This window comes from Acinetobacter sp. SwsAc2 (assembly GCF_013391465.1).
GTDB lineage: Bacteria > Pseudomonadota > Gammaproteobacteria > Pseudomonadales > Moraxellaceae > Acinetobacter > Acinetobacter johnsonii.
In genome coordinates this window covers 98,504-111,270 of record NZ_JACBEZ010000007.1, presented here as the reverse complement: position 1 = coordinate 111,270, position 12,767 = coordinate 98,504, and the positions used below count along the sequence as shown (strand labels likewise).

13 protein-coding genes and 1 pseudogene are annotated in these 12,767 nt (G+C 41.2%); 6 read left to right on the top strand and 8 right to left on the bottom strand.

All coding sequences use genetic code 11. The features are described 5' to 3' along the window. The 3 genes and pseudogenes from HYI04_RS05105 to HYI04_RS05095 form a co-directional block, all read right to left on the bottom strand. Positions 1-609 (bottom strand): annotated as a pseudogene (locus HYI04_RS05105) (hypothetical protein); the annotation flags it as partial. Between the two features lie 10 nt (positions 610-619). Then, positions 620-799: a hypothetical protein gene (locus HYI04_RS05100; RefSeq protein ID WP_017397192.1), complete on the bottom strand. Its 180-nt coding sequence runs from the start codon at positions 797-799 to the stop codon at positions 620-622. A gap of 275 nt (positions 800-1,074) precedes the next feature. Next, positions 1,075-1,236, bottom strand: coding sequence for a hypothetical protein (locus tag HYI04_RS05095; RefSeq protein WP_004692748.1), 162 nt, complete (start codon positions 1,234-1,236; stop codon positions 1,075-1,077). A 459-nt stretch (positions 1,237-1,695) separates the two neighbouring features. On the opposite strand from HYI04_RS05095, the gene HYI04_RS05090 reads away from it, so the two are divergent. Then, positions 1,696-1,896, top strand: coding sequence for a dodecin family protein (locus tag HYI04_RS05090; protein WP_004978694.1), 201 nt, complete (start codon positions 1,696-1,698; stop codon positions 1,894-1,896). A gap of 98 nt (positions 1,897-1,994) precedes the next feature. On the opposite strand, the gene HYI04_RS05085 is transcribed toward HYI04_RS05090, so the two are convergent. Next, positions 1,995-2,684: a DsbA family protein gene (locus HYI04_RS05085; RefSeq protein ID WP_178895941.1), complete on the bottom strand. Its 690-nt coding sequence runs from the start codon at positions 2,682-2,684 to the stop codon at positions 1,995-1,997. Between the two features lie 236 nt (positions 2,685-2,920). Between HYI04_RS05085 and HYI04_RS05080 the strand changes: the two genes are divergently transcribed. The 3 genes from HYI04_RS05080 to HYI04_RS05070 all read left to right on the top strand — a co-directional run bounded on the left by HYI04_RS05080 (position 2,921) and on the right by HYI04_RS05070 (position 4,717). After that, positions 2,921-3,436 (top strand): hypothetical protein, encoded by a 516-nt coding sequence (locus tag HYI04_RS05080; RefSeq protein ID WP_178895940.1) that lies wholly within the window; start codon positions 2,921-2,923, stop codon positions 3,434-3,436. Between the two features lie 146 nt (positions 3,437-3,582). Beyond that, on the top strand, positions 3,583-4,332 hold the full coding sequence (locus tag HYI04_RS05075; protein WP_178895939.1) for a hypothetical protein: 750 nt from the start codon (positions 3,583-3,585) through the stop codon (positions 4,330-4,332). A gap of 112 nt (positions 4,333-4,444) precedes the next feature. After that, a complete protein-coding gene (locus tag HYI04_RS05070) occupies positions 4,445-4,717 on the top strand; it encodes a hypothetical protein (protein ID WP_005400961.1) in 273 nt (90 codons plus the stop codon). Between the two features lie 57 nt (positions 4,718-4,774). Here HYI04_RS05070 and HYI04_RS05065 read toward each other — a convergent pair whose 3' ends face one another. Beyond that, complete coding sequence (locus HYI04_RS05065) at positions 4,775-5,473, bottom strand: hypothetical protein (protein WP_159152929.1); 699 nt, start codon at positions 5,471-5,473, stop codon at positions 4,775-4,777. Between the two features lie 281 nt (positions 5,474-5,754). Here HYI04_RS05065 and tehB point away from each other — a divergent pair, with 281 nt between their 5' ends. Further along, complete coding sequence (tehB, locus tag HYI04_RS05060) at positions 5,755-6,624, top strand: SAM-dependent methyltransferase TehB (protein WP_178895938.1); 870 nt, start codon at positions 5,755-5,757, stop codon at positions 6,622-6,624. 143 nt (positions 6,625-6,767) lie between these two features. On the opposite strand, the gene HYI04_RS05055 is transcribed toward tehB, so the two are convergent. From HYI04_RS05055 to fadB, 3 genes are all read right to left on the bottom strand, one after another. Continuing rightward, positions 6,768-7,487: a hypothetical protein gene (locus HYI04_RS05055; protein WP_178895937.1), complete on the bottom strand. Its 720-nt coding sequence runs from the start codon at positions 7,485-7,487 to the stop codon at positions 6,768-6,770. A gap of 365 nt (positions 7,488-7,852) precedes the next feature. Continuing rightward, complete coding sequence (gene fadA, locus HYI04_RS05050; protein ID WP_178895936.1) at positions 7,853-9,025, bottom strand: acetyl-CoA C-acyltransferase FadA; 1,173 nt, start codon at positions 9,023-9,025, stop codon at positions 7,853-7,855. Positions 9,026-9,037: 12 nt separating this feature from the next. Further along, a complete protein-coding gene (gene fadB / locus HYI04_RS05045) occupies positions 9,038-11,191 on the bottom strand; it encodes a fatty acid oxidation complex subunit alpha FadB (protein WP_178895935.1) in 2,154 nt (717 codons plus the stop codon). Positions 11,192-11,669: 478 nt separating this feature from the next. On the opposite strand from fadB, the gene lpxO reads away from it, so the two are divergent. Next, complete coding sequence (gene lpxO / locus HYI04_RS05040) at positions 11,670-12,584, top strand: lipid A hydroxylase LpxO (protein WP_125273387.1); 915 nt, start codon at positions 11,670-11,672, stop codon at positions 12,582-12,584. The last annotated feature ends 183 nt before the right edge of the window (positions 12,585-12,767 follow it).

Sequence of the window (12,767 nt, the reverse complement as noted above, 5' to 3'; positions counted from 1 at the left end):
TGCAACTTCTGCAACTTCTGCAACTTCTGCAACTTCTGCAACTTCTGCAACTTCTGCAACTTCTGCAACTTCTGCAACTTCTGCAACTTCTGCAACTTCTGCAACTTCTGCAACTTCTGCAACTTCTTCGGATGTTTCAGATGTCGTGAGAAAAGGGAAGTTCTCGGGATGTTGAGCGCTTTGTGCGTGGCTCAAAAGCCATTGGTAAGCGTGTTCAAACTTTATGTGCCATGGGCTGCTAGACAATGTAGCCGGAGTGCTTTGAAAAACAATTTGCCAACCCAAACCTGATTTATATAAAACACCCCAGGCGAACGCCGCCTGCTGTTTTAAGGCATCGGTTAAAGCAGACTCATATTGAAACAGTCCAATGTAGGTATGCTGGTAGGGGCTTTGCTGTATCCAGCGTTCAGCCGCAGCTTGAGGCTGAGTCAGTGCCTTATAGGCTTCGAGTTGTTTTTGAAAAATGGGCTCATCACAGAGTGCAAAAATTTCGCGAATACGTTTTTTCGAGCGCGCAATTTCAAAAAAAGACAGAGGTTGATGTTCCAAACCATCAATCAATTGATGCAGTTCTTTGATCAGCAGTGCTTTTTCGATTGCTTTCATGCGCTGAACTCTAAAGTTGTTTTTGTGCTTGTTCCAAGTAGCTTGCCAAAACCATATTGATGGCCAGTTCAAGTAATTTATATTCGGCTGAAGTCGGCTGCGTATACTGCTGTGCGAAAGCAATCAATTGATCAAGGTCAATGGCTTGGGGCGTAATACGGCCTTGGATAAGGGCTTGTAAATTTTGCATAGGCATGTGCTATTGAGTGCATTTAATTTATTGGTTTTGGAGTTCAGTCTTCTTGTTTGATCATAATTAGAAAAGAATAAATAGGCAAAAATTATTCTGCACGTGATACGAGAAAAGGGTAGTGAAAAATGTAGATAATTTCGATTTCAGCACAGATTGAATTAAATATTTTTGCCCTAGAGGGTTCATAGCTGAAATTTTTTGTCAGTTCTTTGCAATTTTGGGCAAAAAAATAGGCAATCAACATTGCCTATTTTTGACCAAGTCAGCGCAAATTACGCTTCTTGATGTGGTGCAGCCGCAGGAGCATCAGCCGTTGCCGTTTGAGTGTCTGCTGGTTTTTTTACAGGAAAATCTGGAACAAAAACAACTTGTGCAGAAACAGTTGCAGAAAGAGCCATTACAGCGACAGCCAAAGCATATTTAACAGCGTTCATGATTTTTCCTCTAAAAAAGAGGTCTCACTTAGGAGACTGGGAGTTTTAAAAAGATAAATTTCGCATGAATAATATCAAAAAATGATCGATTTAAGCGCTGGTTTAGGCCATTAAAAGATGAATGATGAGTTCATTTATTGTTAAAAAACAATAGATTAGAATAAATACTCTAGTTTGGTATAGAGTTTTTACTCCAGTGCTAAGCTATTTGAATTTAAAGTGAAAATTTAGATTTTTCAAGTTTGAAATGAAGCTTGAAAGTAGGACTTTTTGTCTGAAATGAGACCTGAAAAAGGACGTAGAGTTAAATGATTAGTTGTTTAAATATTCACCATTTTGAAGTCTTTTGATTGTGCACACTGTGTAAGTTTTTGCTGTGGAATGTTTAAGTTATCTATTTTTGATTAAAAATTCACCTAAGATGAACAGGCAAAAACAACAATAGCTGAGGACAAACAGATGGCCATTGCAAAAGTGGTAGAAGTCAATTCAAGCAGTGCGAAAAGTTTTGAAGATGCGATTCAGACAGGGATCGCAAAAGTCACCGAGACGGTGAAGAATGTTCAAGGTGCTTGGATCAATGAACAAAAAGTGGTGATTAAGGACAACCAAATTGTAGAATATCGGGTCAATCTTAAAATTAGTTTCTTGGTCGATTAAACACAAGTCCATTTTTTTATAACCTATAAAAAATCCCCGCAGATCGGGGATTTTCTTATCTATGGATAGGGCTCAGTTAAGCTCTGAATCCAGTATCCTTATGATTGTTTTGGTGTTTCACAAGACTCATCTGAACACTGTGCCGCATTATTTTCTTCTGCTGGCATTTGTGCTTTTTCAATGACTTGTAAAAAGACTTCACGCGGCTGCGCACCCGCTAAAGCCACACGTTGATCGAAAACAAAGAACGGCACACCTGTTACTTTCAGTTGTTCACGCGCTACTTCTTGGTCAAACTTCACGAAATCTGCATATTCGTCAGAATCCAGCACATCATCTACTTCAACTGGGTTTAAGCCAATACGAGAGGCCACATCTTCAATGGTTTCACGTTCACCAATCGGTAAGCCTTGCGTCATATAGCTAAAGAAAAAGGCTTCTTTAGCTTCATTGCCTAAACCATGGCTTTGAGCAAGGTGAATAATACGGTGTGCATTGAAACTGTTGCCTGAGTTGGCATTTTCCCAGTTAAATTCAATGCCTTCTTCCGCAGCCATTTTGGCAATATTACGTTGCATCTCTTCAACTTCAGCCACTGTGCGACCATATTTTAGTGCGAGACGTTCTGAGTTCGAAATTTCTTGGCGTACTGGTGCATCTGGATCCAGTTCAAAACTGTGCCAATGCACTTCCAATTCCACACCAGCTTGTTCAGCCGCCGCTTCTAAACGTTTTTTGCCAATATAACAAAAAGGACAAACAACATCTGACCAAATATCTACACGCATGCGATTTCTCAAAAATAGTAAAAAGAGCAATTAAGGAAATGATGGGGATGAGTTATAAAATTTAAAGCAGGTCCATTAAAAAAAGCGGTTTCGCTATGTATTCAATCAGTTGAATCTTCTGGGCTTTACCGCTTATCTGACAACTACGCAACACAAAGATCGAAAAATATACAATAGGGTTAAGGCGCTCAGTTTGAGCATGCCTTTTTATATCTCTTATCGTTTGGGATTGTTTTATGAAATTTTTAAATTCTCTTCCGGTTTTTTGTTGCGCTTTTCTTTTTATGCCGACTTTGCTGCAAGCCAATGGTGAGATCGTGAGTCTACCGACTTTTAAAACCATGGCGGAATCAGAGCTACGTGCTGAAACGGGTGTGATTCCTTATCAACAGGATGAAAATATTCGTAAAGCTTTGCAGCACCGTATCGTTCAGTTGCAGGATGATGCACAGTCTTTTGTGGTCGATCCGACTATCACTCAAAATATCGATATTTTGCCCCCTGCGGTCACCGCAGATCTAAATTCTGTGCCGCCTTTGTTACGCGAGCATGTCTTGAACATCGCAGCTGGTTTACAGTCGTCTAATCCAACTGAAGGTTTGTATATCATGTTGCAGCCGTTTGGCATTGACCGTAATGCGACCAATGTACAAATTGCCCGTGAACAAATTTCGATTGGGCAGATTGATCGGAATTTTATGCAAGGGATTCAACAGAATAGTCAGCAGCCGAGAATAGCTCCAGCGAAGTAACACGCCCTTATTCGTTTATCGCCAGTACTTCCTCATCCACTTGGGGAAGGTATGGGCTTAGCATCCTCAAAGATCGATAACATGTTGAAATATTGATCATGTGCCTTTATTTGCTATGATGAAAAGAAATGAAGAGGAAGCTGAACATGCGACGTATCGTGTTGATTTTAGTTCTTGCGACCAGTGCCGTTTTTGGTTGGATGTTTTATCAGTATTCTCAACAACAAAAAGAGCAGCAGCAGCTACAAAGCTATGAAACGGTGCTGTATGAAAAGACTGAACAAATTTACAAACAAGCTCAAGATTGGACTACACCGATTCAAGTCGATGTAAAAGACCCACGTCTGACAGGTGACTATCAAATTATGGCGGAGTTTGTGCTTAGTCATATGCTGCAAAATGCCGAAGCGCGTAATCAATATCTGCGAGATTTAAAAGCCTTAAATTGGGATCAATTTTTAAATATTGACCGATTAAGCAAAGACAAAAAGAACAATTATGCTGAAACGGAGCAAATGCTGAAAGACGTACATACTGTTGTCGAGAGCTATGCACAGCAGGTTGAACAACGTCAAAAAGAGGCCATCGCTCAGGCCAAAGATTTAGCAATATCTTCGCGGTTCCGCCATCAACTGACCGACAGTATGAAAGCCAGTGAAAAAAGCCATGAAGCTACCCGCCTGTTTAGTCTTGAACAGCAGAATTTAGCCAAAGCGGATCAAATTTTCTTGGTGCTGAAAAATAACCAATGGGAAAAGAAAAATAACACCTTTATGTTTTATGAAGATGCCCCACTACAGCAGTTTAATGCGCTGTATAAAGAGATTTTGGCATTGAATAGCCAAATGCAGCAGGTCGAAAAACAGACCCAAAAAGAGGTGGAACAGAAGTTATAACACCGTGCAAAGATGACAGTTGTGTAAGCGGACTGTCATCTGTTGTTCAAAATTGGCTGCTAGAGTAAAAGCATCACAACGATGACGACTTTTCAGTGCAGGCAGGTGAGTCATGAGAACCATACACGTTTTTGATGATATTCAGCATGTGTATAGTGAGTTTGTAGAAAATAAAAACTATCCAAAATTAGAACGTTTAAGCAACTGGGGGAAGAATCGATTTTTCTTCAACCAATATTTCAAAATGATCGAAGACTGGCACCACACCGAACAAATCGTGATTCAGTTTAACCAACAGTACTTCAGTCTAGATACGGGCAGTGCGCCTGACTTTATGGACAAAGAAAAGTATATGGCTTGGTTGATGGGCGAGCTCTTAATTTAAATCCTTTACAAAACAGCACAGCGCCTGATTCGTTCTAGGCGCTGTGCTTGTATTGAATTAATCAAAAATTTTATCGGCCGCTTGGAAGGGTAGACTGACCACATCAATTGCGACGGCAAAAGGCAGTAACACTAATTTTTCAAAAGGATTCATGCCCGACTTCGATTTATAACTTTCCTCTTGATGGGTATAAATGCTCACCTGATAAGGTTTACTCAAGGCTTTTAAGGACGCTAAATTGTTCGCCGCAGGGTAAACCACACCTGCCAGTTTGATCTCGAAACAGAAACGTTGTGCAAACATGCGTTCATCACTGGAACTTGAACATTCCTTCGCGCCATTTTCAATAAAAAACTCCAGATCTTTCTTACTGATGTCTTCTTTGAGTTTCACATAAGACAGTGGTAGTGTCCCTGTGAAATGACCATCATTCTCTTCTGAATAGAAACTTAGTTCTCGGGTCACTTGAATATTTTTCGGGTCCAGTTTCCCAATCAAGCTGACAAATTGAGGCCCACCTTGGGTCAATACATAACTTTTTTGTTGGCCTGCAATCACTAAACTATGCGCAGGTACATTTGGCAGAGGCTGAGCGGGTTTGCCAAAAGCCACCACTTGGTCTTCAATCAAGGTCACTTTGTTGGTACGGGTATAGGTTTTATTGTCTTTGGTCATCAGGGTTTTGGTGGCACAGCCTGTGAATAATGTTGCCATGACGCCTAAGCAAATGATGGTTTTTAAAGGTGATGCAAACATCGATAGACTCCGACTCATTTGAAATATAGTTAAGCTGAATTTTTATTGTCTTTAAGCCTATCATTAAAAGGTTCAAAAAGTCGTCAAAGCTCAAAAGTTTAAAGTCATGAAAGTTCGATGAGTTGCTCAATGCCGTGGCAACAGATTTTATTTCTTATCCATCTACTGGTTTTAGATACTGAATGAATGTTAATTTGGGCCTGAACTGGCTATGATCATGCAGGCGCTTGATAAAAACGATGGACTGGCGAATACGTCATAACAAGGTGGAGACTAGGCTGATGCAAGACTTGATTTGTTATAAAAAACTTCCTGTGTGGACTGCGCAGTCCATTCCGCAAGGGTTTAAAAATCAACACAATACCAAAGCGGGTACGTGGGCAAAGCTAAGGATTTATCAAGGAGAGCTGAGTTTTGCTTTTCTAGATGAGGCAGGTCAAGTGCAATCTGAACATCTGTTTACAGCTGAGCAACAGCCACCATTTATTCAGCCTCAAGCATGGCACAAGATTGTTTCGGCGAGTGATGACATAGAGTGTCAACTACAGTTTTACTGCACTCCGCAAGATTATTTTTATAAGAAATATCAGCTTTCACCTACCCACTCAGAAATTTTGGCGGCTACGCCGTATTTACACGGTGGTCAGGCTTTGGATGTCGGCTGTGGACAAGGGCGTAACAGTCTGTATTTAAATCGGCAGGGCTTTGAGGTGGATGCTTGGGATGTGAATCCGCAAAGTTTGCAAAAATTACAGCAAATAATAGATGCCGAAGGTATTCAAAAGATTCATCTGCAACAGCGTGATTTAAATGCTGACCCAAGCATTACAGGTACATACGACTTTATTTGCTGTACGGTGGTGATGATGTTCTTGCAAGCGCCAACGGTGAAACCATTGATTGCGCAGATGCAGCAAGCTACAAATGTAAATGGATTGAATTTGATTGTCTGTGCGATGGATACCGATGATATTCCTGCACAGCCTGACTTTCCTTTTGCCTTTAAAGCAGGAGAGCTAAGTGCGCTATACGATGGCTGGAACATTGTGAAATACAATGAAAATGTCGGTGAGTTACATCGGGTGGATGCAGAGGGAAAACGGATTAAACAGCATTTTGCGACGTTGTTAGCGCAGAAAATTGAAGTATGAGCTTTTTAATGGTTTGAGTTGAATAGGTTTTGTATTCAACTCATTAATTAAATACTCGAAAGTCTTCGGTCACTTCCTTAAGTTAGATGGACTGTTCTTATATTCAGAAAAAGACAGTCTATTTAATGTGATGATGTGAGTAATTAAGGTTGATAAGTAATGTCTAAAGCTTTCAGAGGCAATTGAATAATGTCGATGGCGATTGTTAAAGGCAATAGCGGTATTGCAGATAGTTTTTCACGACGAGACATTTTAATATAGCCACTTTGATTGTCGTAATACATGATACGTACTTTATAAGGATGACTTAATGGCTTTAGATCCGTGGCATTCTCAATTTTGGGGTAAACCGTACCTGAAATTTCTAAACTAAATAGATGATCTTGCTGCTCTGCCTTAGAGCAATCACATGGCGCAACACCATATTTTTTGAATAATGAACGTTCTTCTGGACTTAATGTTCCATTGGGTGGTACATAAGAAAATTTAAAAGTACCGCTAAATTTATTGCTGTTGAGCCCAGAAGAATAGAAATCAAGTTCACGATTGATACGGATATATTGCGGATTGAGTTGGCTAATGAGTTGAATAAAATCAGCACCGCCTTTATTGATGAGGTAACTGTATTTATTTCCTGCAACTACAATGCTATCAGTTGGCTCGTTCGGAAGTGCTTTAGACAATTTTCCAAATGCAATCACATCGTCTTCAAGTAAGGTTACCCATCCGTATTTAGCCTCGTATTTTTGAAATAAGCTACGGGAATGATGCCCAATTTCTTTATTAGCAATGCAACCTGTGAGGAAAAGTGATGTACATAGGTAGCCGATCGTCAAAAGGGAATAAAATGGTTTAATTTTCATTGTTATGTAAAAGACTGTTATATTTTAGGTCATACCATAAAGCAAAAACTTCTGAAACTCTAGGGTTTTAGTCCCCATTATTGAATTGATACGCTTCGTTAGGAATGGTCCTAAGACTGTATAAAGATCAAATTTTATGAGAAAAGGTCGAATAGGAGTAAGAGGTTTAATGAATGTTTTGGCTTTGTAAAATAGTAAATAAGATGTTTATTCAACTTATGATTCAGTTTTGAAACTTGAACTTTCTATCTGTTAGTTTATTTTAGTTAACCGCTTTAAGTTTAAGTAAATAGTATTTACGCTTTGCTTAATAAAGAAACCCCGCAATAAGCGGGGTTTCTTTTATCTCAGTATTTAACTAAATATTAAACACGTTCGATAATTGTCGCGATACCTTGGCCCAAACCGATACACATCGTCGCAAGACCAATTTGCGTATCTTGTTGTTCCATCACATTCAATAATGTGGTTGTGATACGTGCACCAGAACAACCCAATGGGTGACCCAATGCAATCGCACCACCATTTAAGTTAATGATGTCTTGCTTGTCATATACGCCTAAGCCTTTCATTACTGATAAGCCTTGAGCAGCAAATGCTTCATTTAACTCGATGGTTTGGATATCTGCCATGCTTAAGCCAGCACGTTTAAGTGCTTTTTGAGTTGCAGGTACAGGACCATAACCCATGATCGCAGCATCACAGCCTGCAACCGCCATAGAGCGAATTACAGCACGTGGCTTAAGACCTAAAGCTTGAGCACGTTCAGCAGACATCAGTAGCATTGCAGAAGCACCATCAGACAAAGCTGAAGAAGTCGCAGCTGTTACTGTACCGCCTTTCGGGTCAAATACAGGACGTAAACCTTTGAATGCTTCAAGGTTTGCATCTGGGCGAATTACTTCGTCGATGTCGCAAAGGATTTTGAAGCCATTGGCATCATGACCTTCAACACCCACGATTTCATTTTTGAAACGACCTTCTTGCGTTGCAGCCCAAGCGCGGCGGTGAGATTCAACACCGAACGCATCTTGTTCTTCACGTGAAATACCATTCATACGACCTAACATTTCAGCCGTTAAGCCCATCATGTTAGACGCTTTTGCATAGTGCTTAGACGCTTCTGGGTTCAGGTCGATGCCGTGCATCATCCCTACGTGACCCATGTGCTCTACACCACCGATGATGAAGATATCACCTTGGTTGGTTGCAATCTGTGCAGCAGCGGTGTGAAGCGCTTGCATAGATGAACCACAAAGACGGTTAACCGTTTGACCTGCAACAGTTTTTGGAAGGTCAGCCAATAAACCAATGTTACGGCCAATGTTCATCCCTTGTTCTAGAGTCTGGTTTACACAGCCCCAGATCAGGTCTTCAACTTCATTGGTGTCAAACTGGTTACGAGCAACTAAAGCACGAACCAATTCAGCCGATAAGCTGTCAGCACGTACATTGCGGAACATACCGTTTTTGGTTTTACCCATTGCTGAACGTACGCCATCAACGATGACAACGTCACGTGGATTTAAAGTAGCCATTCACGTTGCTCCTTAACCGTAGAATTTTTTGTTGTTAGCAGCCATGTCACGCAACATTTGTGGCGCTTCATAAGCCTTACCTAAGTGTGCGTATTTGTCGCAAAGTGCAACGTATTCAGCAACACCTGTTTGGTCGATGTAACGGCATGGACCACCACGGAATGGAGGGAAACCTACACCCATAATCATCGCCATGTCTGCTTCAGAAGCAGTCGCTACGATGTTGTCTTCTAAGCAACGAACAGTTTCGTTACAGAAAGCAAGCATCATACGGTCAATGATTTCTTGAGCATCAAACTCGCGTTTTTCTGCAGTTGCCACAGTAGCAACAAGCTCATACGCAGTTGGATCAACCACTTTGGCTTTTTTGCCTTTACGGTCAAGTTCGTATTTGTAGAAACCAACGTCGTTCTTTTGACCCAAACGTTTGTTTTCGTACATGATTTCGATTGAACCTTTGAAGTCTGGCTTCATACGGTCAGGGAAACCTTCCGCCATGACTTCTGCACCATGAACGCCCGTGTCGATACCAACAACGTCGATTAGATAAGCAGGACCCATAGGCCAGCCGAATTTTTCCATGACTTTGTCGACTTGTTGGAAGTCAGCACCGTCTTTCAATAGAAGGTCAAACGCACCAAAGTAAGGGAACAATACGCGGTTGACAAGGAAACCTGGGCAGTCGTTCACAACGATTGGTGTTTTACCCATTTTCTGAGCAAGAACTACAGTGGTCGCAATCGCTTCAGCCGAAGTCTTCTCACCACGAATCACTTCTACCAATGGCATCATGTGTACTGGGTTAAAGAAGTGCATACCGACAAAGTTTTCAGGACGTTGTAGGTTTTCAGCCAAACGTGTGATTGAAATTGTCGATGTGTTCGATGCAATGATCGTGTTGTCACGAACGTTCTTCTCAGTTTCAGCAAGTACAATGCCTTTTACTTTTGGATTTTCAGTTACTGCTTCAATCACGATGTCCACTTCTTTAAACTCGTCATAGCTTAAAGTTGGACGAATGCGCGCAAGAGTTTCACCCATTTGAGCAGGTTTCATCTTCTTACGTTCAACTTGTTTGGTCAGTAAGCCATTGGCTTCTTTCATACCCAAAGCAAGTTGAGGGTTACCAATGTCTTTCATGATGATTGGTGTGCCTTTGCTTGCCGCTTGGTAAGCAATACCGCCACCCATGATACCCGCGCCTAATACAGCCGCTTGGTTGACAGGGTGTGCACCTTTTTCATATTTCTTCGAAGTTTTCTTCACCACTTGGTCATTGATGAATAGACCAATTAATGCATTTGCTTGTGGTGTAATGGCTGCTTTTGCAAAACCAGCCGCTTCAGCTTGAAGTGCTTCATTACGTGGAAGGCTTGCACCTGCTTGTAATGAGTCAAGAAGAAGTTTAGGCGCAGGGTATTGAGCAGGATTTGCTTTTGCAAGAACTGCACCTTTCGCCGAGTTGAACGCCATCATTTGTTCGATTGGGTTCAATTTAACTGGGTCAAGTTTTTCCTGACGTTTTGCTTTCCAGTCTACACGGCCAGCAAGTGCTTGTTTAACCAAGTCAATCGCAGCGTCTTGTAGTTTGTCTGCAGCAACAACTGCATCAACCGCACCGTCTTTCAGTGCAGCAGCTGGTTTTTTAGGATTAGCCATGGCCATCCATTCAACTGCATTGTCGATACCGATCACACGGCTTAAACGAACCGTACCACCGAAACCAGGGAAGATGCCCAGTTTGATTTCAGGAAGACCGACTTGAGCCGCGTCTGACATCACACGATAGTCACACACGAGACACATTTCAAAGCCACCGCCCAATGCCATACCATTGATCGCTGCAACTTTAGGAATCTCTAAATCTTCAAACGCGTTGAAGATGTCGTGAACAGGCAATGCCCAATCCACAATCGCTTGTTCGCCTTGAGCGAAGTTTGCACCAAATTCAGTAATATCTGCGCCAACGATAAATGTAGATTTAGCCGAAGTAACGATTAAGCCTTTGATGTCACCGTTTGCTTTAACAGCGTCAATTGCAGCTTTAAAATCTTCAATCGTTGCACGGTTAAATTTGTTGACCGACTCACCTTGTAAGTCAAAGCGGAATTCTGCAATTCCGTCCGAAAGCATTTGGACGGTAATGGCATTGCCAGCGTGGATCATGCCTGATCTCCTTATTTTGGAGGACTTCTAAGTTGATGTTGTGAAGCGAGTACGTCATTCCTACGTACATCTATGCTCCGCCAATCTTACGATAACTATATCGAAAAAGAACATAACAAGTTGTATCAAGCCGTGACGCAAGGGTCATCTATTTTTATTCAATTATTTCGTGTGCTTGCGTGATGAATTTTTGAGTGATGTGGTCTAAATAGAGTGAAGTTTTTGTTTCATTTAAGATTTTTTATGGATGAGTGATCAAAAAACGATTAGGCGGCGTCCTTATATTTCAAGTCAATCTTTGCGCCGATTTTGGCAATTTAGTCAATGCTGCACTTGCAGGTAAACCCAAACAGAATGAAAACTTGTGATGAAAAGCTGGAAATAGGACGTACTTTGCAGCCTATGTTACAATTCGCAGTCTAGACCGAATACCGGTCTTTTTCTGTTATTTCGTTTTCTTTGGTTTCCAGGTTTTCATATGATTAAGTGGATCATTCTGGCGATTTTTATTCTTTCTGCACTTTATATTCAGCAACGTGGGAAGGTTCGTCACTCGTTTTATCGTCAATTTTTCGATCATTCAACGATTCTTGCACCGATTAACTACCTCATGTACATGTTTTCAAAGGTACCGAATCAGCCATATATCGATACACAGCATTTTCAAGACTTAAAAGTGTTGGATGAAAACTGGGAAATGATTCGTGATGAAGCAAAAGCTTTATATGAAAAAGGCGGAATTAAAGCATCGAGCAGTTATGATGACTTGGGGTTTAACTCCTTTTTCAAAACAGGCTGGAAGCGTTTTTATCTGAAATGGTATGACTCTGCACATCCATCAGCCGCTGAACTTTGTCCAAAAACGACTGCGTTGCTGAAAACCTTGCCGACCATTAAAGCCGCGATGTTTACCGAACTGGCACCAGACAGCCGTTTGGTTCGTCACCGTGACCCTTATGCGGGTTCATTGCGTTATCACTTGGGGTTGATCACACCGAATGATGATCGCTGCTTTATTGATGTGGATGGTGAGCGCTATTCATGGCGCGATGGTGAAAGCGTGGTCTTTGATGAAACTTATATTCATTATGCCGAAAACACCACTGATCAAAACCGCATTATTTTCTTTGCCGATGTCGAGCGTCCATTAAAGACACGCTTTATGGAACGTTTCAATCACTGGTTTGGTAAAAAAGTGATGACCGCTGCCAGCTCTCCAAATGAAGCAGGGGATCAAACGGGTGGACTGAATAAAGTCTTTGGTTATGTCTATCAAGTGCGGATCAAAGCTAAAGCCTTGAAGAAAACCAACCGTCAACTGTACTACTTCTTAAAGTGGTTCTTAATGCTCGGAATTTTCTTCCTGATCTTTGTTCGACCTTATGTGTTTTAAAGTACATTAAACGCCCTGAGGGGCGTTTTTTTATTTGGGCAGAAAAGGGGAAGCCTATCTGCCCTTTTGATTTTTCTATTTATTTCAAAGCTTACAGTGGATTTGAACCACGCATGGCTTTATGCTTTATCCAGTTAAAACTAAAAACAACATGAGCGCGTATCTGTGTCATTTTTAAGATCG

Coding starts and splice junctions, on each gene's coding strand:
- HYI04_RS05100 (WP_017397192.1), bottom strand. CDS start 799: ATGCAAAATTTACAAGCCCTTATCCAAGGCCGTATTACGCCCCAAGCC.
- fadB (WP_178895935.1), bottom strand. CDS start 11,191: ATGATCCACGCTGGCAATGCCATTACCGTCCAAATGCTTTCGGACGGA.
- HYI04_RS05055 (WP_178895937.1), bottom strand. CDS start 7,487: ATGAAAATTAAACCATTTTATTCCCTTTTGACGATCGGCTACCTATGT.
- HYI04_RS05080 (WP_178895940.1), top strand. CDS start 2,921: ATGAAATTTTTAAATTCTCTTCCGGTTTTTTGTTGCGCTTTTCTTTTT.
- HYI04_RS05065 (WP_159152929.1), bottom strand. CDS start 5,473: ATGTTTGCATCACCTTTAAAAACCATCATTTGCTTAGGCGTCATGGCA.
- fadA (WP_178895936.1), bottom strand. CDS start 9,025: ATGGCTACTTTAAATCCACGTGACGTTGTCATCGTTGATGGCGTACGT.
- HYI04_RS05095 (WP_004692748.1), bottom strand. CDS start 1,236: ATGAACGCTGTTAAATATGCTTTGGCTGTCGCTGTAATGGCTCTTTCT.
- tehB (WP_178895938.1), top strand. CDS start 5,755: ATGCAAGACTTGATTTGTTATAAAAAACTTCCTGTGTGGACTGCGCAG.
- HYI04_RS05070 (WP_005400961.1), top strand. CDS start 4,445: ATGAGAACCATACACGTTTTTGATGATATTCAGCATGTGTATAGTGAG.
- HYI04_RS05075 (WP_178895939.1), top strand. CDS start 3,583: ATGCGACGTATCGTGTTGATTTTAGTTCTTGCGACCAGTGCCGTTTTT.
- HYI04_RS05090 (WP_004978694.1), top strand. CDS start 1,696: ATGGCCATTGCAAAAGTGGTAGAAGTCAATTCAAGCAGTGCGAAAAGT.
- lpxO (WP_125273387.1), top strand. CDS start 11,670: ATGATTAAGTGGATCATTCTGGCGATTTTTATTCTTTCTGCACTTTAT.
- HYI04_RS05085 (WP_178895941.1), bottom strand. CDS start 2,684: ATGCGTGTAGATATTTGGTCAGATGTTGTTTGTCCTTTTTGTTATATT.